General features: G+C 72.5%; 16 protein-coding genes. All 16 read left to right on the forward strand.

The window, feature by feature from the left end; genetic code table 11:
* The first annotated feature begins 34 nt into the window (after nucleotides 1-34).
* Nucleotides 35-1,522, forward strand: coding sequence for a UDP-N-acetylmuramate--L-alanine ligase (murC, locus tag ACN28C_RS14980; RefSeq protein WP_422774060.1), 1,488 nt, complete (start codon nucleotides 35-37; stop codon nucleotides 1,520-1,522).
* Complete coding sequence (locus ACN28C_RS14985) at nucleotides 1,519-2,457, forward strand: cell division protein FtsQ/DivIB (RefSeq protein ID WP_422774061.1); 939 nt, start codon at nucleotides 1,519-1,521, stop codon at nucleotides 2,455-2,457. Before murC ends, ACN28C_RS14985 begins: the two co-directional genes overlap by 4 nt.
* A gap of 280 nt (nucleotides 2,458-2,737) precedes the next feature.
* Nucleotides 2,738-3,844 (forward strand): cell division protein FtsZ, encoded by a 1,107-nt coding sequence (ftsZ, locus tag ACN28C_RS14990; protein WP_422774062.1) that lies wholly within the window; start codon nucleotides 2,738-2,740, stop codon nucleotides 3,842-3,844.
* Nucleotides 3,845-3,869: 25 nt separating this feature from the next.
* A complete protein-coding gene (locus ACN28C_RS14995) occupies nucleotides 3,870-4,616 on the forward strand; it encodes a YggS family pyridoxal phosphate-dependent enzyme (protein ID WP_422774063.1) in 747 nt (248 codons plus the stop codon).
* Nucleotides 4,617-4,811: 195 nt separating this feature from the next.
* Nucleotides 4,812-5,516, forward strand: a complete 705-nt coding sequence (gene sepF, locus ACN28C_RS15000) for a cell division protein SepF (RefSeq protein WP_422774064.1) — start codon at nucleotides 4,812-4,814, stop codon at nucleotides 5,514-5,516.
* Nucleotides 5,517-5,545: 29 nt separating this feature from the next.
* Nucleotides 5,546-5,854 (forward strand): YggT family protein, encoded by a 309-nt coding sequence (locus tag ACN28C_RS15005; protein ID WP_421497393.1) that lies wholly within the window; start codon nucleotides 5,546-5,548, stop codon nucleotides 5,852-5,854.
* A gap of 40 nt (nucleotides 5,855-5,894) precedes the next feature.
* Nucleotides 5,895-6,704 carry a DivIVA domain-containing protein gene (locus ACN28C_RS15010; protein ID WP_422774065.1) on the forward strand — a complete coding sequence of 270 codons (810 nt, stop codon included), beginning with the start codon at nucleotides 5,895-5,897 and terminating at the stop codon, nucleotides 6,702-6,704.
* 60 nt (nucleotides 6,705-6,764) lie between these two features.
* Nucleotides 6,765-7,484: a hypothetical protein gene (locus ACN28C_RS15015; RefSeq protein ID WP_422774066.1), complete on the forward strand. Its 720-nt coding sequence runs from the start codon at nucleotides 6,765-6,767 to the stop codon at nucleotides 7,482-7,484.
* 93 nt (nucleotides 7,485-7,577) lie between these two features.
* The gene (locus ACN28C_RS15020; RefSeq protein ID WP_422774067.1) at nucleotides 7,578-7,883 is read left to right on the forward strand and encodes a DUF167 domain-containing protein; all 306 of its coding nucleotides are present in this window, start codon (nucleotides 7,578-7,580) and stop codon (nucleotides 7,881-7,883) included.
* 67 nt (nucleotides 7,884-7,950) lie between these two features.
* Entirely contained in the window at nucleotides 7,951-9,453 is a 1,503-nt protein-coding gene (locus tag ACN28C_RS15025) for a potassium/proton antiporter (protein WP_422774068.1), read from the forward strand.
* 432 nt (nucleotides 9,454-9,885) lie between these two features.
* Nucleotides 9,886-10,305 (forward strand): TraR/DksA family transcriptional regulator, encoded by a 420-nt coding sequence (locus tag ACN28C_RS15030; protein ID WP_421494299.1) that lies wholly within the window; start codon nucleotides 9,886-9,888, stop codon nucleotides 10,303-10,305.
* 36 nt (nucleotides 10,306-10,341) lie between these two features.
* Nucleotides 10,342-11,049, forward strand: a complete 708-nt coding sequence (gene lspA, locus ACN28C_RS15035) for a signal peptidase II (RefSeq protein ID WP_422774677.1) — start codon at nucleotides 10,342-10,344, stop codon at nucleotides 11,047-11,049.
* Between the two features lie 77 nt (nucleotides 11,050-11,126).
* Nucleotides 11,127-12,005: an RluA family pseudouridine synthase gene (locus tag ACN28C_RS15040; protein ID WP_422774678.1), complete on the forward strand. Its 879-nt coding sequence runs from the start codon at nucleotides 11,127-11,129 to the stop codon at nucleotides 12,003-12,005.
* Nucleotides 12,006-12,044: 39 nt separating this feature from the next.
* Nucleotides 12,045-13,172 carry a hypothetical protein gene (locus ACN28C_RS15045; RefSeq protein WP_422774069.1) on the forward strand — a complete coding sequence of 376 codons (1,128 nt, stop codon included), beginning with the start codon at nucleotides 12,045-12,047 and terminating at the stop codon, nucleotides 13,170-13,172.
* Nucleotides 13,173-13,308: 136 nt separating this feature from the next.
* Nucleotides 13,309-15,015 (forward strand): MinD/ParA family ATP-binding protein, encoded by a 1,707-nt coding sequence (locus tag ACN28C_RS15050; protein ID WP_422774070.1) that lies wholly within the window; start codon nucleotides 13,309-13,311, stop codon nucleotides 15,013-15,015.
* 313 nt (nucleotides 15,016-15,328) lie between these two features.
* On the forward strand, nucleotides 15,329-18,871 hold the full coding sequence (gene dnaE, locus ACN28C_RS15055; protein ID WP_422774071.1) for a DNA polymerase III subunit alpha: 3,543 nt from the start codon (nucleotides 15,329-15,331) through the stop codon (nucleotides 18,869-18,871).
* Nucleotides 18,872-19,016 lie beyond the last annotated feature (145 nt).

Raw genomic sequence — 19,016 nt, forward strand, 5'->3', positions numbered from 1 at the left:
AGACCGGACGGTCCACGAGTGGAAGGCTGGTGTCATGAACACCGCGCAGTTCAGCCCGGCCGGCACGCTGGCCGCCGAAGACCTCGGCACCATCCACCTGATCGGAGTGGGCGGGGTCGGCATGAGCGGGCTGGCCCGGCTGCTGCTCACCCGGGGCCTGCGGGTCTCCGGCAGCGAGCTGCGGGAGTGGCCGGCGCTGGCCGGGCTGCGGGCGCTGGGCGGCACGATCCACATGAGCCACGCCCCGACCAACCTGGACGGCGTCGACACCGTCGTCTACTCCAGCGCGATTCCGCAGGACCATCTGGAGCTGGTCACCGCGCGGGAGCGCGGGCTGCGGGTGCTGCACCGGTCGGAGGCACTGGCCGCCGCGATGACCGGGCGGCGCACGATCGCGGTCGCCGGCACCCACGGCAAGACCACCACCACCTCGATGGTGACCCTGATCCTGCAGCACGCCGGCCAGGACCCGTCGTTCGTGATCGGCGGCGAGATCTCCGAGGTGGGTTCGAACGCCCACCACGGCAGCGGGGAATACTTCGTCGCCGAGGCCGACGAGAGCGACCGCTCCTTCCTGCTCTACCGGCCGTACGTCTCGATCGTCACCAACATCGACGAGGACCATCTCAACACCTACGGCGACTACGCCGGGCTGGAGGAGGCCTTCGCCGACTTCGCCCGGTTGACCGACCAGGAGGGGTTCGTGGTGACCTGCGCCGACGACCCGGGCACCCGGCGGATGGCCGAGACGCTGCGCGCCGAGGGGCGGACCGTCTACACCTACGGCACCTCCGCCGATGCCGACCTGCGGTTGACCGAGCTGGTCTCGTCGGCCGGCGGCGTACGCTATCTCGCCGTCCTGGACGGGGAGTCGCTCGGCGAGATCCGGCTGCCGGTGCCGGGCGCGCACCTCGGGCTGAACAGCGCCTCGGCGGTGCTCACCGCGGCCCGGCTCGGGCTCGGGATCGACTCGGTGACCTCGACGCTGGCCTCCTTCCCCGGGGTCCGCCGTCGCTTCGAGCGCAAGGGCGTGGTGGCCGGCGTCCAGGTCTACGACGAGTACGCCTACCATCCCACCTCGATGACCGCCGCCCTGAAGACCCTGCGCGAGGTGGCCGGGGACGGGCGGCTGATCGTCGTCTTCCAGCCGTACCGGGTGTACCGGACCCGGGACCTCCAGGCCGAACTGGCCACCGCCCTCGCCATCGCCGACGAGGTGGTGGTGCTGGAGGTCTTCGGGCCGGGCGAGGTGCGGGCACCCGGCGAGGGCGGGGCCGCGCTTACCGAGGCGGTCGACCTGCCCGCCGAGCGGAAGATCTTTCTGCCCTCCTGGGAGGACGTACCGGCCGAGGTGGCCCGCCGGGCCCGCCGGGGTGACGTGGTGGTGACCATGGGCGCGCCTCCGATCTCGCTGATGGGCGACGAACTGCTCGACGCGTTGGCCGGTGAGCCGGCCCTCGAAGAGACGGTCGGTCCGACCCGGGCGCCGGGCGGCGCCGGGGCGGCCAGCGACGCCGGATGAGCCCGGGCGCGCCGCGTGGCCGGTCCGGCGGTCCGGCTCCGGGCGGCCGGCGCGGCGGCCCACCGGGTGCCCGGGGTGCCGGTGGACGCGGCGCGGGCCGGTCCGGTCGGGCTGCACCGGGCGGTCCCGGCGCCGGCACCACCCGGTCCGGGGCGGGGCGCACCGCCACGGGGCGCGGCGGCGACCGGGGCTGGCGGCTGGTTCGGGCCGGCACCGACGCGGTGCCTCCGTCGGTACGGCGGTTCACCCGCAGGGCCCGGCAGCGGCGGTTGCGCGCCGCGCTGCCCTGGACGCTGCTCGCCGGGGTACTCGCGCTCACCCTGGCCGGCGCCGGGATCGTCTACGGCACCTCGGTCTTCGGCTTCCGTACGCTGCGGGTGGTCGGCACCGAGCTGGTCACCGACGACCAGGTGCGCCAGGCGGTACGGGAGACCGAGGGCGTGCCGCTGGCCCGGATCGACCTCGACGGAGTCCGGGCCCGGGTCGCCGAGCTGCCCCCGGTGGCCCGGGTGACGGTCTCCCGGCAGTGGCCGAACACGCTACGGGTCGAGGTGGTGGAGCGGACCCCGGTGGCGGTGGTGCCGCAGAATCGGCGCTACCTGGTGGTCGACGCCTCCGGCGTGGTCTTCCAGACCCGTGCCGACCGTCCGGGCGGGCTGCCGCTGGTCCGGCTCGGCACGCCCGGTCCGGACGACGCCGCGACCAGGGGCGCGTTGGAGGTGCTCGCCGCGCTCACCCCGGAGCTGCGGGATCGCCTCGCCGAGCTGGTGGTGGAGGGCCCGGCCCGGATCGTCGTCAAGCTGCGCGGCGGCCGTACGGTGCTCTGGGGCGACGCCTCGCGCAGCGACACCAAGGCCCAGGTGGCGACGTCGTTGCTGGCCCGCGAGGGGGAGACCGTCGACGTGCGGACGCCGGACGTGGTGACGATCCGCTGATCCGGGTGGACCAACCACCCGATCGGTGCGGTGACATCCCGGCCGGTCCGGTCGACCGTGACGTTTTCGGTGGGCGTGCCGACACGCCGCGCAGGTCCTTGGGTTCGGCCGCGCGTCCGCATACCTTGCCCCGAGAGGATCAATGGTTGACATAACTGTAAGCCTCTAGTAGAGGGTGAGGGTTACCCTTCGCCTCCTCGTACGGGACGGGTGTCGGCCTCGCTCCGGCCGGATCGCCGGGCGGGGTGGCGGCCGCCGAGATCGAAGGGAAGGACCGGCGATGACACCTCCGCACAACTACCTGGCGGTCATCAAGGTCGTCGGCATCGGCGGCGGCGGCGTCAACGCCGTCAACCGGATGATCGAGGTCGGGCTCAAGGGCGTCGAGTTCATCGCGATCAACACCGATGCGCAGGCCCTGCTGATGAGCGACGCCGACGTCAAGCTCGACGTGGGCCGGGAGCTGACCCGGGGGCTGGGCGCCGGCGCCAACCCGGACGTGGGCAAGAATGCCGCCGAGGATCACCGCGACGAGATCGAGGAGGTGCTCAAGGGCGCCGACATGGTCTTCGTCACCTGCGGCGAGGGCGGCGGCACCGGCACCGGCGGGGCGCCCGTGGTGGCCAACATCGCCCGCAAGCTGGGCGCGCTGACCATCGGCGTGGTGACCCGCCCGTTCTCCTTCGAGGGCAAGCGGCGGCAGGTGCAGGCCGAGGCCGGCATCGACGAGCTGCGCAACCAGTGCGACACGCTGATCGTGATCCCGAACGACCGCCTGCTCGCCCTCGGCGACCGGGGCATCAGCATGATGGACGCGTTCCGCCAGGCCGACCAGGTGCTCCTCTCCGGTGTGCAGGGGATCACCGACCTGATCACCACGCCGGGTCTGATCAATCTGGACTTCGCCGACGTCAAGAGCGTGATGAGCGGTGCCGGCAGCGCGCTGATGGGCATCGGCAGCGCCCGGGGCGACAACCGGGCGGTGGAGGCGGCCGAGGCGGCCATCTCCAGCCCGCTGCTGGAGCAGAGCATGGACGGGGCCCGGGGGGTGCTGCTCTCCATCGCCGGCGGCTCCGACCTCGGCCTCTTCGAGATCAACGATGCGGCGCAACTGGTCACCGACGCCGCGCACCCGGACGCGAACATCATCTTCGGTGCGGTGATCGACGACGCGCTCGGCGACGAGGTCAGGGTGACCGTGATCGCCGCGGGCTTCGACGGCGGCGCGCCGGCCTACAAGCCGGTCGACCCGGCCCGCAAGGTCAGCCCGCCGGCGCCGCCGCACGTCACGCCGGTCTCACCGTCGCCCCCGCCGCCGGCACAGGCCCCGCGCCGGGTGCTCTTCGACGACGTGGACGTGCCGGACTTCCTGAAGAACGGTTCCTGAGCCGCCAGAGGACCGAAGCCACCAGATGACCGAGCCACCCCTCCCGGCGCCGGACGCCCGCCGGGCCGAACTCGCGGCCAACCTGGCCCGGGTGCGCGCCCGGATCGACGCCGCCTGCGCCTCGGCCGGCCGCGACCCGGCCGACGTCACCATGGTCGCGGTCACCAAGACCTACCCGGCCAGCGACGTGACGCTGCTGGCCGGGCTCGGCGTGCGGGACGTCGGCGAGAACCGCGACCAGGAGGCGGCGCCGAAGGCGGCCGAGGTGGCGGCGTCCGGTGCCCGGGTGCGGTGGCACTTCGTCGGGCAGCTCCAGCGCAACAAGGCCCGCTCGGTGGTCCGCTACGCCGACCTGGTGCACTCGGTGGACAGCGTACGGCTGGCCGGCGCGCTCGCCGAGGCCGCACGGCGGCAGCGGGAGCAACCGCTGGAGGTGCTGGTCCAGGTCAACCTGGACGGTGCGGCCGACCGGGGTGGCGCACTCGTCACCGGCGGCGACCCGGACCGGGAGGTGACCGGGGTCGCGGCGGCCGTCGCCGGCCAGGACTCGCTGCGGCTGGCCGGGGTGATGGCGGTGGCGCCGCTCGGCGTCGATCCGGAGCCCGCGTTCGCGACGTTGGCCGAGGTCGCGGCCGGGTTGCGGGCCGAGCATCCGGGCGCGGTGGTCGTGTCGGCGGGGATGAGTGGTGACCTGGAGGCGGCGATCGCCTACGGCGCGACACATGTACGGATCGGCAGCGCGTTGCTCGGAATGCGTACCACGCTGCGGTAGCCTGGCAACCGGACACCAAACTACATCAGTGTTGTTTGAGGCGACATCCCCACCTGGTGGGGGTCGGGGTGAGACCGGTTTCACGGTCGGGCCAGGGGTTGCCGCCTCAGGCCGGTGGGCACTGCAGTGTTCACGCGCGTGACAGGGGACACGGCACGGGGGGTGTGTGTCGCACGGCGGACGGAGGGGCGCGGGATGGGTGCACTGCGCAAGGCGGGGGTCTGGCTCGGGCTCGTCGAGGAGGACGACGAGCGGGCCTACGACGACGGTGGCTACGACAAGGGTGGCTACCGCGAGTCGCGCTACCGGCAGAGCCGGTACGCCGACGAGTTCGCCGACGAGGACGAGGAGCAGGACGACCCGCCGCCGCCCCGATCCCGGGCCGGTGAGCGAAGCCGGCTCGCCGAGCGTACGGTCGGCCGCGCCGCCGAGCGCGACCACGCCGACGGTGACCGTCCGGAGCGGAGTGACCGCGCGGAGCGTTCGAGCGTGCGGTCGATCAGTCGGCCGAGCAACGCCGAGCCCTCCTCCGCGCTGACCTACCAGACCCGGGACAACCTCGCCCTCGCGCCGCAGGCACCGCTGCGCGAGCGGCCGGTCCCCGTCGAGCAGCCGGAGCAGCGCTACCAGATCACGACGCTGCACGTCACCACCTACCGCGAGGGGCGCACCATCGGGGAGCATTTCCGGGACGGCGTGCCGGTGATCATCAACCTCACCGAGATGGACGAGGCGGATGCCCGCCGATTGGTCGATTTCGCGGCCGGTCTCGCGTTCGGGCTGCGGGGTACGATCGAGCGCGTGACCAACCGGGTGTTCCTACTCTCACCGGCTAACGTCCAGGTCACCGCGGAGGACAAGGCCAAGATCGCTGAGGGTGGGTTTTTCAGCCTGAGCTAGCCCGACCGAGGGATCCGCCTGCCGTGTTTCTGCCCATCCTGTTTCAGGTGCTCTACCTGGTTGTCTACGTCTTCCTGCTGGTGCTTTTGGCCCGGTTTGTCCTAAGCGCCGTTCTGCAGTACGGCCGCCGCTGGCAGCCCGGCCGGGGGGCGGCGGCGGGAATGGAATCGGTGTGGAGCGTCACTGATCCGCCTCTCAAGGCGTTGAGGCGTGTGATCCCGCCATTGCGAATTGGTACCGTGAGCATCGACCTGGCCTCCCTTGTGCTCCTGGTTATCCTGTTCGTGCTGATGAGATTCGTGTTAGGGCCGTTGATCATCAGGTCAACAACCTGGTGACCAGCGTGCCGCGCGGCCGCAACTGACCCGAGGAGTTTCGATGCCGCTGACCCCGGCCGACGTCCACAACGTCGCCTTCAAGAAGCCGCCTATCGGCAAGCGGGGGTATGACGAGGAGGAAGTCGACGCGTTTCTGGACGAGGTCGAGCGCGAGCTCGCCCGTTTGATCGAGGAGAACAACGAGCTGCGCGCCCAGGTGGAGCGCGGTGGCCGTGGCGGCGCACCAGCCGGCCCGGGCCCCGACCCACGGCTGGCCGCCGAGCTCAGCGACGTCAAGGCGCAGCTCGACCGGGTGCAGCGCGACAAGGCCGCGGCCGAGCAGGCCGCCCGGGCGATGCAGGCCGAGCTGGAGCAGGTCCGGGCCCAGGGCGGCCCGGTGCCGGGCGGCCCCGACGGCGAGCAGCAGGCGCTCCGGGTGCTGATGATGGCGCAGCGGACGGCCGACGACCACGTCTCCGACGCACGCCGCGAGGCGGACCAGCTCCTCTCCGAGGCGCGCACCAAGGCCGAGGAGGTGACCCGCGAGGCGCGGGCCAAGGCCGACGCGCTGGAGCGGGACGCCCGCCAGCGGCACCAGGAGGCGATGGGCGGTCTGGACGCCAAGCGGACCGCGCTGCAGAAGCACATCGAGGAGCTCAAGCAGTTCGAGCGGGAGTACCGCACCCGGCTCAAGGCATACCTGGAGAGCCAGCTGCGCGATCTCGACGGTCGTGGCCAGGGCCTCGAGGTGGAGATGACCCGGACCGACGGCAATCGGTCCGGTGGCAGCACTCCCGGCCTTGCCACCGCCGGGCTGGCGAACTCGTACGGCGGGGGCGGGCGCTCCAGCGCGCTGGAGACCGGGCGCTGATCCCCACACGGGGATCAGTGCGGGGCGGACGAACCGGAACCGATGCGTCGGGAGTGAGCCGTGATAGTCGGCAGTCTGGTGCTCATCCTCGCCGCCGTCGCGCTGCTCGTGCTCGGCCTGGCAAGCGGGTCGAGCGGCCTGCTGATCAGCTCGATCGCCGTCAGCCTGCTGGCCGCCGTCGCGCTGGTGGTGGGTGCTCGCCAGGCGGCCGGGCTCCGGGGCGCGGCGGGCTTCGCTCCCGAGGGGCCCGGTGACGACGGGCTGACCGCACCCGGTGGCGGCGGGGCGGGCGAGCCGCGCCGGCGCCAGCCGCCGACCAGCACCCGGATGCCCCCGACCGACTCCCGCCTGGCGGGGAACAGCCGGGAGGGGACGGCCGAGCCGTTCCCGGCGGGCGGACCGCTGCTGACCGAGCCCGTCGAGGCGACCATCCCCGCCCAGGCCACCCGGCCCGGCGCCGAGGACACCGGCTGGCGGCAACCGGCCGGCTCGTCGGAGGCGCCCACCGCCCCGGCCGGGCGGGGCGAGCCGGACGAGGTCCCGGCGGACGAGCCGGCGCCCCAGCCGGTCTCCGAGGCCGACGCCGCGCTGGTCGCCGGCCTGCTGGAGGACGTGTACGTGGTCGACGGTCGGCCGCGCTACCACCTGGTGGACTGTGCACATCTGGCCGGACGGGAGAGCGAACCGCTTCCGGTGAGCGAGGCGGTGGAGCTCGGTTTCACCCCGTGCGGGCGATGCGAGCCGGATACCGCCCTGCTCAGCGATGCGCGCCCGGGCTGACCGTGCGGTGGCGCCGGCGGCTGTCGGCGTACCCGAAGCGTGGAGAGTTCCGGCCCGTGCGCAGCAGCACCTCTCTGGACCGGCCCGGACACCGTGACGACGCCCGGAGCGAGGACGATCGCGGTCCGGGTCAAGCCGGGGTCGGCCCGGGCCCGGGTCGGCGGCCGCTTCGACGGCCCGCACGGTCCGGCACTGGTGATCGCGGTGCATCCGCCGGCGGCGGACGGACGGGCGACCGAGGCGGCCCGGCGGGCACTCGCCGAGGCGCTCCGGCTCCGACCGGCGGCGGTCAGCCTGCGTACCGGCGCGGCCAGCCGGGACAAGCTCTTCCAGGTGGACGGCGACGGCCCCGAGATCGACGCGCGGGTACGCGATCTGCGCGACGGACCCGTGCGGTGACGGCCCGGACCCGTGCGGCGACGGGCCTGTTCCGTACGGCGACGGGCCTGTTCCGTGCGTGGCGGTCGTGACCGATCGGCTCGATTCCGCCCTGTTGATCGGCGCGGCGGTGCTGCTCGTCGCCGTCGGCGCGGTCCGGCTCTCCACCCGGCTCGGCCTGCCCAGTCTGCTGGTCTATCTCGCCATCGGGGTGGCGATCGGCGAGTCCGGGCTCGGGATCCGCTTCGACGACGTCGAGCTGACCCGGGCGCTCGGCTTCTGCGCGCTGATCGTGATCATCGCCGAGGGCGGCCTGACCGCGCGGTGGAGCACACTGCGCCCGGTGCTCGGGATGGCCGCGACGCTGGCCACGGTGGGCGTGGTGGTCAGCATCGGGGTGGTCGGGGTGGTGGTGCACCTTCTGCTCGGCCTGGACTGGCGGCTCGCGTTCCTCTACGGCGCGGTGCTCTCCTCCACCGATGCGGCGGCGGTCTTCGCCACGCTGCGCTGGCTGCGGCTGCCGCGCCGACTGGTCGCCACCCTGGAGGCCGAGTCGGGGATGAACGACGCCCCGGTGGTGCTGCTCGTCGTGCTCCTCTCCACCTCGTCGTTGGCCGGGCACGTCTGGTGGCACGAGGTGCTGCTGGTCGGCTACGAGCTGGTCGCGGGTGCCGTGCTGGGTTTCGGGGTGGGGATGCTCGGGCGGTGGACGCTCCGCCGGGCCGCCCTGCCCTCCTCCGGGCTCTATCCGATCGCCGCGGTCGGCTTCACCGTGCTGGCGTACGGGGTGGGTACGGTCTCGCACGCCTCCGGGTTCATCGCCGTCTACGTGGCCGGGGTGGTGCTCGGCAACTCCCGGCTGCCGCACCGGCAGGCGATCCTCGGTTTCGCCGACGGGCTGGCCTGGATCGCCCAGATCGGCCTCTTCGTGCTGCTCGGCCTGCTCAGCTCGCCGGGGCAGCTGGAGCACGCCCTGCTGCCGGCCGTGGTCACCGGGCTGGCGCTGCTCTTCCTCGCCCGTCCCCTGTCGGTGCTGGTCAGCGTGGCCGGATTCCGGGTGCGACTGCGGGAGCAGGCGTTCCTCTCCTGGGCCGGGCTGCGCGGGGCGGTGCCGATCGTGCTGGCCACGATCCCGCTCTCCGAGGGACTGCCCGGTGCCGGCCGGCTCTTCGACACGGTCTTCGTGCTCGTGGTGATCTTCACTCTGGTCCAGGCCGGCACCCTGGCTCCGGTGGCCCGGCGGTTGCGGATCGCCGCTCCGGCGGAGCTGACCGAGCTGCGGGTGGAGACCGCGCCGCTGGAGCGGATGCAGGCGGACCTGTTGCAGCTGGAGATCCCACCGGGTTCCCGGCTGGTCGGGGTGCACCTGGACGAGCTGCGGTTGCCGGTCGGCGCCTCGGTGACCCTGGTCTCCCGGGACGGTGTCGGGTTCGTCCCCGGACCGGACACCCGGCTCAAGGTGGGGGACAGCCTGCTGATCGTGGCGACCGCCCGGGTCCGGGACGAGGTCGAGCGTCGGCTGCGGGCGGTCAACCGGCGGGGTCGGCTGGCCCGCTGGTTCGGGGAGCACGGCGCAGATAGGAATAAATGATGCTATCGTTCCTTTCGCCCGTTTTGTGGTTTATTTCGGGCTGAAATGCGTAACATCGGTGCGGCATGTTGTCGGACGTCTGTACGTTCCGTATTCTTGCCAACCTCCGGAGTGCGCGGCGTCCTGCCGCGCCCGTTTTGCAATTGGGGGACGTCGTGGCCGGACGGGCGAGGGTCGGAGGCGGGAGGGCCGGAAAATCCGGACCCACGCCTGCGCCCGACGCGATCCGGCGGCCCCACACCGCCGCGCGGCAACGGCCTCCGGCGCCTTCCGGTGCCGGCGACACCGATCTCCGCCGCCGGCACCACCCGACCGGTCGCGCCCGTCCGAGCGACCGCACCGCGCAGGACCCGCCGGACCGTTCCGCGAGCGTCGGAGGTTCCTGTCCAGGCACGGCCGATCGCCGCGGGGTCCGCGGCCGAGGGAGCGACGATGGCTAAGCCAGCAGAGACCAGGACCGCCGGACGCAAGTCGGCACCGAAGGCCACGCGCAGCGCCGCGGAGACCGACAAGATCCGGGCCGCGCTGGCGGCCCGCCGGGACGAACTCCGCAGCGAGTACGATCAGACGCTGAGCGAGATCACCGAGCTGCAGCGCGACCGGCTGACCGACTCGGCCGGGGACGACCAGGCCGACACCGGCACCAAGACGTTCGAGCGGGAGCAGGAGATCTCCCTCGCGAACAGCATCCTGGAGCGCATCACCCAGGTGGAGCGGGCCCTGGAGCGGCTTGACGAGGGCGGCTACGGCTGGTGCGAGCGGTGCGGCAATCCGATCCCGGTGGAACGGCTTGCCGCATTCCCGTCCGCCACGCTGTGCGTCTCGTGCAAGCAGTTGGAGGAACGCCGATGAGCCCTGCCGGGTGACGGACGGAGGAAGGGACTCCTGCTGAACATCGACGACGAGCGGGCGACCATCGACGAGCGGAGGGCCGGCGACGACGAGTCGACCGCCACCCGGCCCACCGACTCCGGCCGGGATCGCCCCGGCCCGGCGCGCACCCGACGACTGGCCGTCACGGTGCTGTTGGGCACCGCCGTACTGGCCTGGCTCGCCGACCTGGGCACCAAGCACCTCGCCCTGGCGACCCTGACGGACCGGGAGCCGGTACGCCTGCTCGGCGGCGCCGTCTATCTGAGCCTGACCCGGAACAGCGGAGCGGCGTTCAGCCTCGCCTCCGACCACACCTGGGTCTTTCCACTGGTCACGGCGGGGGTGATCGGCTGGATCGGCTGGATGGCGCTTCGGCTGCGCTCGCTGCCCTGGGCGATCTCGCTCGGGCTGGTGCTCGGCGGTGCGCTCGGCAACCTGACCGACCGGATCTTCCGCGCGCCCGGGGTCTTCGTCGGGCACGTGGTCGACATGGTCAGCCTCTTCGACCCCTACGGGCAGGTCTGGCCGATCTTCAACCTGGCGGACAGCGCCCTGGTGAGCGGGGTCGTCCTGGCCGTGCTGCTGGAGTTGACCGGCCGGCAGCGGGACGGCACCCGGCTGGGTTCCCGGCCGAAACCCGCCGGCCCGAGCGGGGGCGACGACCCCGGCACGCCACCGGCCGGCGGTGTCGACGACGACAGCGAGCGGCGGGACCGCCCGTGACCTCCGTTCCGGACGCGGGCCCGCGCCGACCCGCGGGCGAGCGCCGCTCCCTGCCGGTGCCCGACGGGCTCGACGGCATGCGACTGGACCAGGCCGTCTCCCGGCTCTTCGGCCTCTCCCGCACGGCGGCGGCAACCCTGGTCGAGGCCGGTGACGCCCTCGTGGACGGCGCCGCTCGGCCCAAGTCCGACCGGGTCTCCGCCGGTTCCTGGCTGGAGGTGCTGCTGCCCGCCCCGCCCACGGCGCCGACGGTCATTCCGGAGACGGTGCCCGGGCTGCGGATCGTGCACTCCGACGACGACATCGTGGTGGTCGACAAGCCGGTCGAGGTGGCGGCGCATCCGAGCCCGGGCTGGTCCGGCCCGACCGTGATCGGCGGGCTGGCCGCGCTGGGTCACACCATCGCAACGAGCGGAGCCGCCGAGCGCCAGGGTGTGGTGCACCGGCTCGACGTCGGCACCACCGGCGTGATGGTGGTGGCCAAGAGCGAGCAGGCGTACAGCCTGCTCAAGCGGGCCTTCAAGGAGCGGGAGGTGGAGAAGCGCTACCACGCGGTGGTGCAGGGCCACCTCGACCCGCTGCGCGGCACGGTCGACGCGCCGATCGACCGGCACCCGACCCACGACTACCGGTGGGCGGTGGTCGCCGGCGGCAAGCCGAGCATCACCCACTACGACACACTGGAGGCGTTTCCGGCGGCGAGCCTGCTCGACGTGCGGCTGGAGACCGGACGTACCCACCAGATCCGGGTGCATCTCTCCACCCTGCGGCATCCCTGTGTCGGTGATCTGACATACGGCGCCGATCCCACCCTGTCGACCCGGCTCGGCCTCACCCGCCAGTGGTTGCACGCCCGCGAGTTGGCCTTCGCGCACCCCCGTACGGGCGAGCAGGTCCGGTTCGTCAGCGACTACCCTGACGACCTGGAAGTTGCACTCCGCATCCTGCGCGACTGACCGACCGGCAGGGATCACCCGACGAGGGGGAGTTCGTCCGTGCGCCTCGGCGACCTGTTGCGACAGTTGGACAGCCGACTGTTGCCACCCCTGGCCCGGGGGATGGCCCGGCTCGGGCACGGCCGGCTCCGGCTCCGGCTGCTGACCACGGTGGCGTTGTTCAGCTCGGCGGCCGTGTTGATCACCGCGGTCTGGGCGGCGGACCGGCAGCCGGTCGGCGACCCGACCGTCGGCGAGGTCACCCGGGTCGGGGTGGTGCAGGGCGAGTCGATCCCCGGCTATCTCGAATCCGCCCGGGGCGAGTTGCGGGCCCTGGTCGCGGGGGCGGCCTCGGAACCGGCAAGACCGACGTACGCCCTGGTGACCCTCTCGGCCTATCTGGCGCCGGACCGGTTGACCCCGGTGTTGGCCGGGGTCTCCGTCTCGGAGGTGGTCGCCCGGCTCTGGCGCCCCGGCACCCAGACCGAGATCGTGCGCATCCCGGCCATGCGCCTCCCGGATGACGTGGTGGCCGGGATGTCGCAGGTGGCGGAGCGGAAGGACCGGGAGGCGCGGGACTACCAGGAGCGGGCCGCGGCGGTCACCGGCGACGGCGCCCGCGAGCGGGACCTGCGGACGTTCTACGCCAGCGGCGCCCGGGTGGCCGACGAGGAGGCGACCGCGTACCGGTCCGGGTGCTCGTGCGTCTACGCCGCCGTGGTGCGCGGCGACCCCGCCGCGTTGGCCCGGATCGACGCCCGCCCCGAGGTGCGGACCGTGGACCCGGCGCCCGAGGTGCAGCGGCTGGACCGTACCGTCCTCACCCCGCCGCTGCCCGAGCAGGACGATGTCGCCCGCCCGCCGGCCGACGCGAGCATGCCGCCGGTGGACGACACCGAGAGCACCGCCGGGCCGGGTGTCGGACGTGAGTCGGCAACGGGGCCCAGCTCCGCCGGTCCGTCGGCCGGTCCGTCGGCCGGGCCGCCCGTCACCGTGACCACCGGTCCGGTCGGTCCCGGTGCGACGGATCCGCCGCCCGTGGTGGAGACACCCACGCTCGATCCTCCGCCGGAGCCCGATCCCACCGACGGATCGGCGCCGGCCGAGATACCGTCGGACCGGTCGCCACCCGGCACGGCGTCACCGGCCGACGCGCCCGCCAGCGGGCCGACGACCGGCGGGACGTGACGGTGGTCGACAGCGGAAACCTCCGGTCGGCGGTGGGCACGCCGACGGTGGTGGGTGCGGTACCCCATGTGGTCCGAATAGGGTTTGCTTCGTAGCCTGTCAGGGCGGGGACCGATGGTGCTGGGAGGGGCGAGCCGTGGACGGCACCGAGACCGGCTGGAGCCGGCCGGCGGAATCAGCGCCGCGTTGGCGGGCGCTGCTCGACCGGGCCCTGCACGGCGGCCGCACCGATGAGCAGCGGCTTCTCGACGAGCGGTCGAGGGACGGGCGGACGGCGCCGGCGGAGGGCGGCCGGAGCGGCGGCCGGTCCGCCGGCTATCCCGGCCGGCCGGAGCCGGACCCCCGGGGGTCCGGCCCCGGTTACCCGGGTGGGTCCTACCTGCCGCCGGAGGGATACGGCGGCGGCACCGAGCATCGTGCCCCACCGGCGCATCCGGGCGAATCCCGCTACGCCGCCCTGGACCACGGCTACCGTTCCGAAGCCGGTTTCGGCCCCGGGCGCCCAGCCGAGACCGGATACCGGCCCGATCCCGGATATCCGGCCGAGCCGGGCTTCCGGCCCGGCCCCGACCAACGGCCGGCTGCCGGCCGGCGCGAGACCGACTACCCGGCGAGCGGCTACCGGCCCGAGCCCGGCTACCGGCCGGAGCCGGTAGACCCCGGCTTCCCGGCGGAGTCCCGCTACTCGGCGCTCGGCAGTGGTTACCAGCCGCCACCGGCGATGCCGCCACCGGTGGTGCCGGCACCGCGTCCGGCGCTGCCCGGCCCGCCGCCACCGGCCCGGCACCCGGATCCGGGCGCCACCGGCGCTCTGCCGCCGCGGGCGGTGCCGCCCGCCGCCACCGGCCGGTCGATCCCGGCACCCCGCGCCTCGCTGGCGCCACCGCCGGCTCCGGCCCCGCCGCTGCCGGCGGGCCCGCCGCCCGGACCTCCGCCGGCCGTCGGCCAGCCACCGGTGGACGTCGGGTACGCCACGGTCTCCCGGCGGTCGAGCCTCGACCCCTATCCGGCCCGGCAGCAGCGGCCGGCCGACCCCGAGGTGGAGCGGGCCCGCAACGTGCTCCGGCGCGACATGGGCTCGCCCCGGGTGCTCGCCTTCGCCAACCCCAAGGGCGGCGTGCACAAGACCACGGCCACGGTGCTCGCCGCGGCGACGGTGGGCAGCGTACGCGGCCGTGGCGTGCTCGCCTGGGACGACAACGAACTGCGTGGCACCCTCGGCCTTCGGGCGGGCAGTGCCCGGCACGCCCGGACGATCCGACACCTGGTCGCCGACCTGATCGAGACCGAGGCGCTGCCCGACAACCAGCTCATCGAGCGGCTCGACGACTACCTGCGGCACGCCTCCGACGGCTCGTACGACGTGCTGGCCGGCGAGGAGAGCCCTCGGTTCGCCCAGCGCCTCGACCAGCACACCGTCCGGCGGGTGCTGGAGCTGCTCCGCCGCACCCACGAGGTGATCTGTGTGGACACCGGCAACAACGTGGAGAGTTCCAACTGGCAGACCGTGCTGCGCGCGGCCGACCAGTTGGTGGTCACCACGGTGCCCCGGGAGGACGCCGCGTTCACCGCCGACTGGATGCTCGACCTGCTCCACGACATCGGCATGAGCGAGCTGGCGGAGAACGCCGTCACCCTGCTCTCCTGCCCGACCCCGGGCCGCTCGCCGCTGCTGGACGACCTGAAGCGGCACTTCGCGACCCGCACCCGGGCGGTCGCCGTGGTCCCCTACGACCCGGCGCTCGAGACGGGCTCCTCGATCGAGCACGCCCACCTGGCGCAGGAGACCCGGGACGCCTGGCTGCAGGCCGCCTCGATGATGCTGGAGCCCTTCGCCCGCTGAGCACGTAAGGAAGGGCCCCCGCTTATCGCTTTCTGTCGTAGAAGGGCCCCCTCCTAACAACCGTGCACACCGGGATGTGGGGCAGGTCGCCGAGGGAGTGTCAAGCCTGGAGACCGCGTGGCCCGGGGACTAGGCTCGGGTGCCGGCGGTCGCGCCGTGCGGGTGCGTCCCCGCCGTCGGGCACGTTCGTGCCGTCCGGCCTGCGCGCGCCAGCCGCCGCGTGGTGCCGTTGGGGGATGCGTCGCTGGCTGACCGGCAGCCGCCGCCGACTCGGCGGGCCGGCGGGCAGCCGCGTGAGGGAAGGGGGGCCTGGGTGTCTGACTCGTTCGTGCACCTGCACGTGCACACCGAGTATTCGATGCTCGACGGGGCGGCCCGGCTCAAGGAGTTGTTCGCCGAGACCGACCGGCTCGGCATGCCGGCGCTGGCAATGACCGACCACGGCAACCTCTTCGGGGCGTACGACTTCCACAAGCAGGCCACGGCGGCCGGAGTGAAGCCGATCATCGGGGTGGAGAGCTACGTCACGCCGGGGACGGACCGGCGGGACCGGACCCGGGTGCGGTGGGCTGACGGCGGCGAGAACGACGTCTCCGGCGGTGGCGCGTACACCCACATGACGATGATCGCCGCAGACGTGGATGGCTTGCGGAACCTGTTCCGGCTGAACTCGCGGTCGAGCCTGGAGGGTTACTACTTCAAGCCGCGAGCCGACCGGGAGCTGCTGCACCAGTACGGCAAGGGAATCATCGCCACCACCGGCTGCCCCTCCGGCGAGGTGCAGACCTGGCTGCGGATCGGCAACTTCGACAAGGCGTGCGAGTCGGCGGCGGAGTTCCGGGACATCTTCGGAGCGGAAAACTACTACCTCGAGGTGATGGACCACGGGCTCGACATCGAGACCCGGATCCGGCAGGACCTGATCCGGCTGGGTAGGAAGCTCAACCTCAAGCCGGTGGCCACCAACGATCTGCACTACACCTACGCCAAGGACGCCGACGCGCACGAGGTGCTGCTCTGCGTGCAGTCCGGGTCGACGCTGGCCGACCCGAAGCGGTTCAAGTTCGACGCCCGGGACTTCTATCTGAAGTCGCCGGCCGAGATGCGGGCGCTCTGGGACGCGGAGGTGCCGGGGGCGTGCGACAGCACCCTGGAAATCGCCGAGCGGATCGGTGACTACTCGGAACTCTTCGCGCCGCGCAACCTGATGCCGCAGTTCCCCGTGCCGGCGGGGGAGACCGAGGAGACGTTCCTGCGCAAGGAGGTGCTGCGCGGGCTGGAGCGGCGCTTCCCGGGCGGGGTTCCGGAGGACCGGCGCCAGCAGGCGGAGTACGAGCTCGACGTCATCCTCAAGATGGGCTTCCCGGGCTACTTCCTGGTGGTCGCGGACCTGGTCGCCTACGCGAAGCGGGAGGGGATCCGGGTCGGGCCCGGGCGTGGCTCGGCGGCGGGCGCGATCATCGCGTACGCGCTGGGCATCACCGAGCTGGACCCGATGGCGCACGGCCTGCTCTTCGAGCGCTTCCTCAACCCCGACCGGGTGTCGATGCCCGACATCGACATGGACTTCGACGAGCGTAGGCGCGGTGACATGATCCGCTACGCCACCGAGAAGTACGGCGAGGAGCGGGTCGCGCAGATCATCACGTACGGGACGATCAAGGCGAAGGCGGCGATCAAGGACGCGGCCCGGGTCCTCGGTTACCCGTTCGCGATGGGTGACCGGATCACCAAGGCGATGCCCCCGGCGGTGATGGGCAAGGACATCCCGCTCGGTGGCATCTTCGACCCCAGCCACCAGCGCTATCCGGAGGCGGCCGAGTTCCGGCAGCTCTACGACGGCGACGGCGAGGTGCGCAAGGTCGTCGACACCGCGAAGGGCCTGGAAGGGCTGAAGCGGCAGTGGGGGGTGCACGCGGCCGGGGTGATCCTCTCCCGGGACCCGCTGGTGGACGTGCTGCCGATCCAGAAGCGCGAGCAGGACGGCTCGATCATCACCCAGTGGGACATGGGTGCCTGCGAGACCATCGGCCTGCTCAAGATGGACTTCCTGGGCCTGCGCAACCTGACCATCATGGACGACGCGCTGGAGGCGATCCGGGAGAACCGGGGCGAGGACCTGGTCCTGGAGGACCTGCCGCTGGACGACAAGGCGACGTACGCGCTGCTCTCCCGGGGTGACACCCTCGGAGTCTTCCAGTTCGACGGCGGCCCGATGCGGGCGCTGCTGCGCTCGATGGCACCTGACAACTTCGAGGACATCTCGGCGGTCGGCGCCCTCTACCGGCCCGGCCCGATGGGCGCGAACGCGCACAACGAGTACGCCGACCGCAAGAACAACCGCAAGCCGGTGGTGCCGATCCACCCCGAACTCGCCGAGTCGTTGCAGGACATCCTCGGTGACACCTACGGCCTGATCGTCTATCAGGAGCAGGTGATGGCGATCGCGCAGAAGGTGGCGGGCTACTCGCTCGGCAAGGCCGATCTGCTGCGCCGGGCGATGGGCAAGAAGAAGAAGGAGATCCTCGACAAGGAGTTCGCCCCCTTCGCCGCCGGCATGAAGGAAAACGGCTACAGCGACGCGGCGATCAAGACGCTCTGGGACATCCTGGTCCCGTTCTCCGACTACGCCTTCAACAAGGCACACAGCGCGGCCTACGGTGTGGTCTCCTACTGGACCGCCTACCTGAAGGCGAACTATCCGGCCGAATACATGTCCGCGCTGCTCACCTCGGTCGGCGACGACAAGGACAAGTCCGCGGTCTACCTGGCCGAGTGCCGGCGGATGGGCATCAAGGTGCTGCCGCCGGACGTCAACGAGTCCAACGCCCGGTTCGCCGCCGTCGGCACCGACATCCGGTTCGGGCTGGCCGCCGTCCGCAACGTCGGCACGAACGTGGTGGAGTCGATCCGGCGCTCCCGCAAGGAGAAGGGCAACTTCACCGACTTCTACGACTACCTGCGCAAGGTCGACGCGGTCGCCTGCAACAAGAAGACCGTCGAATCGCTGATCAAGGCGGGCGCGTTCGACTCGCTCGGGCACACCCGCAAGGGGCTGCTCGCCGTGCACACCGACGCGATCGACTCGTTCATCGCGCTCAAGCGCAACGAGGCGGTCGGCCAGTACGACCTCTTCGGCGACGCGTTCGGCGGTGGCGATGGTGACGGCGGGTCGGGCGGCGGCATGGTGGTGACCCCGTCCATCCCGGCCGGCGAGTGGGACAAGACCGACCTGCTCACCTTCGAGCGGGAGATGCTCGGCCTCTACGTCTCCGACCATCCGCTCTTCGGGGTCGAACACGTGCTCGCCGCCGCCGCGGACATGTCGATCGCGGCGCTCGCCGAGGAGGGCGGGGTCGCCGACGGGCAGGTGGTCAATCTGGCCGGCATCCTCTCCGGGGTGCAGCGCCGGATCACCAAACAGGGCCGAGCCTGGGCCTCGGCCACCCTGGAGGATCTCGGCGGCGCGGTCGAGGTGCTCTTCTTCCCCAACACCTACGAGCTGGTCGGGCAGTACATCGCCGAGGACGCCATCGTGGTGGTCAAGGGCCGGGTCGACCGCCGCGACGACCAGCCCCGGTTGATGGCCATGGATCTGTCGATGCCCGACATCACCGCTGCCGACGAGGTCAAGCCGGTGGTGCTGGCCCTGCCGCCGTCCCGTTGCACCCCGCCGCTGGTCGAACGCCTGCGCGAGGTGCTGACCAGCCATCCCGGCTCCGCCGAGGTGCACGTCAAGCTGATCAACGGCTCCCGTGCCACCCTGCTACGACTAAGCCCACTCCGCGTCGCCCCCACCACCGCCCTGATGGCCGACCTCAAAGCCCTACTGGGCCCGACCGCCGTCGCCGGCTGAGGAGCTGCCAGAACGAGCTCTGGGTGGCCGCTGACCCAGTTCTGCGCTTCACCGCCTTTGACGTGCGCCGCAACCGGAGTACGTGGTGGCACAGATGCGTGCCGCACTCGAGACGGCCGGCTGGCGCGAGAGTTTGTGAGCCACT

The sequence above is a fragment of the Plantactinospora sp. WMMC1484 genome (assembly GCF_049315195.1).
GTDB lineage: Bacteria > Actinomycetota > Actinomycetes > Mycobacteriales > Micromonosporaceae > Plantactinospora.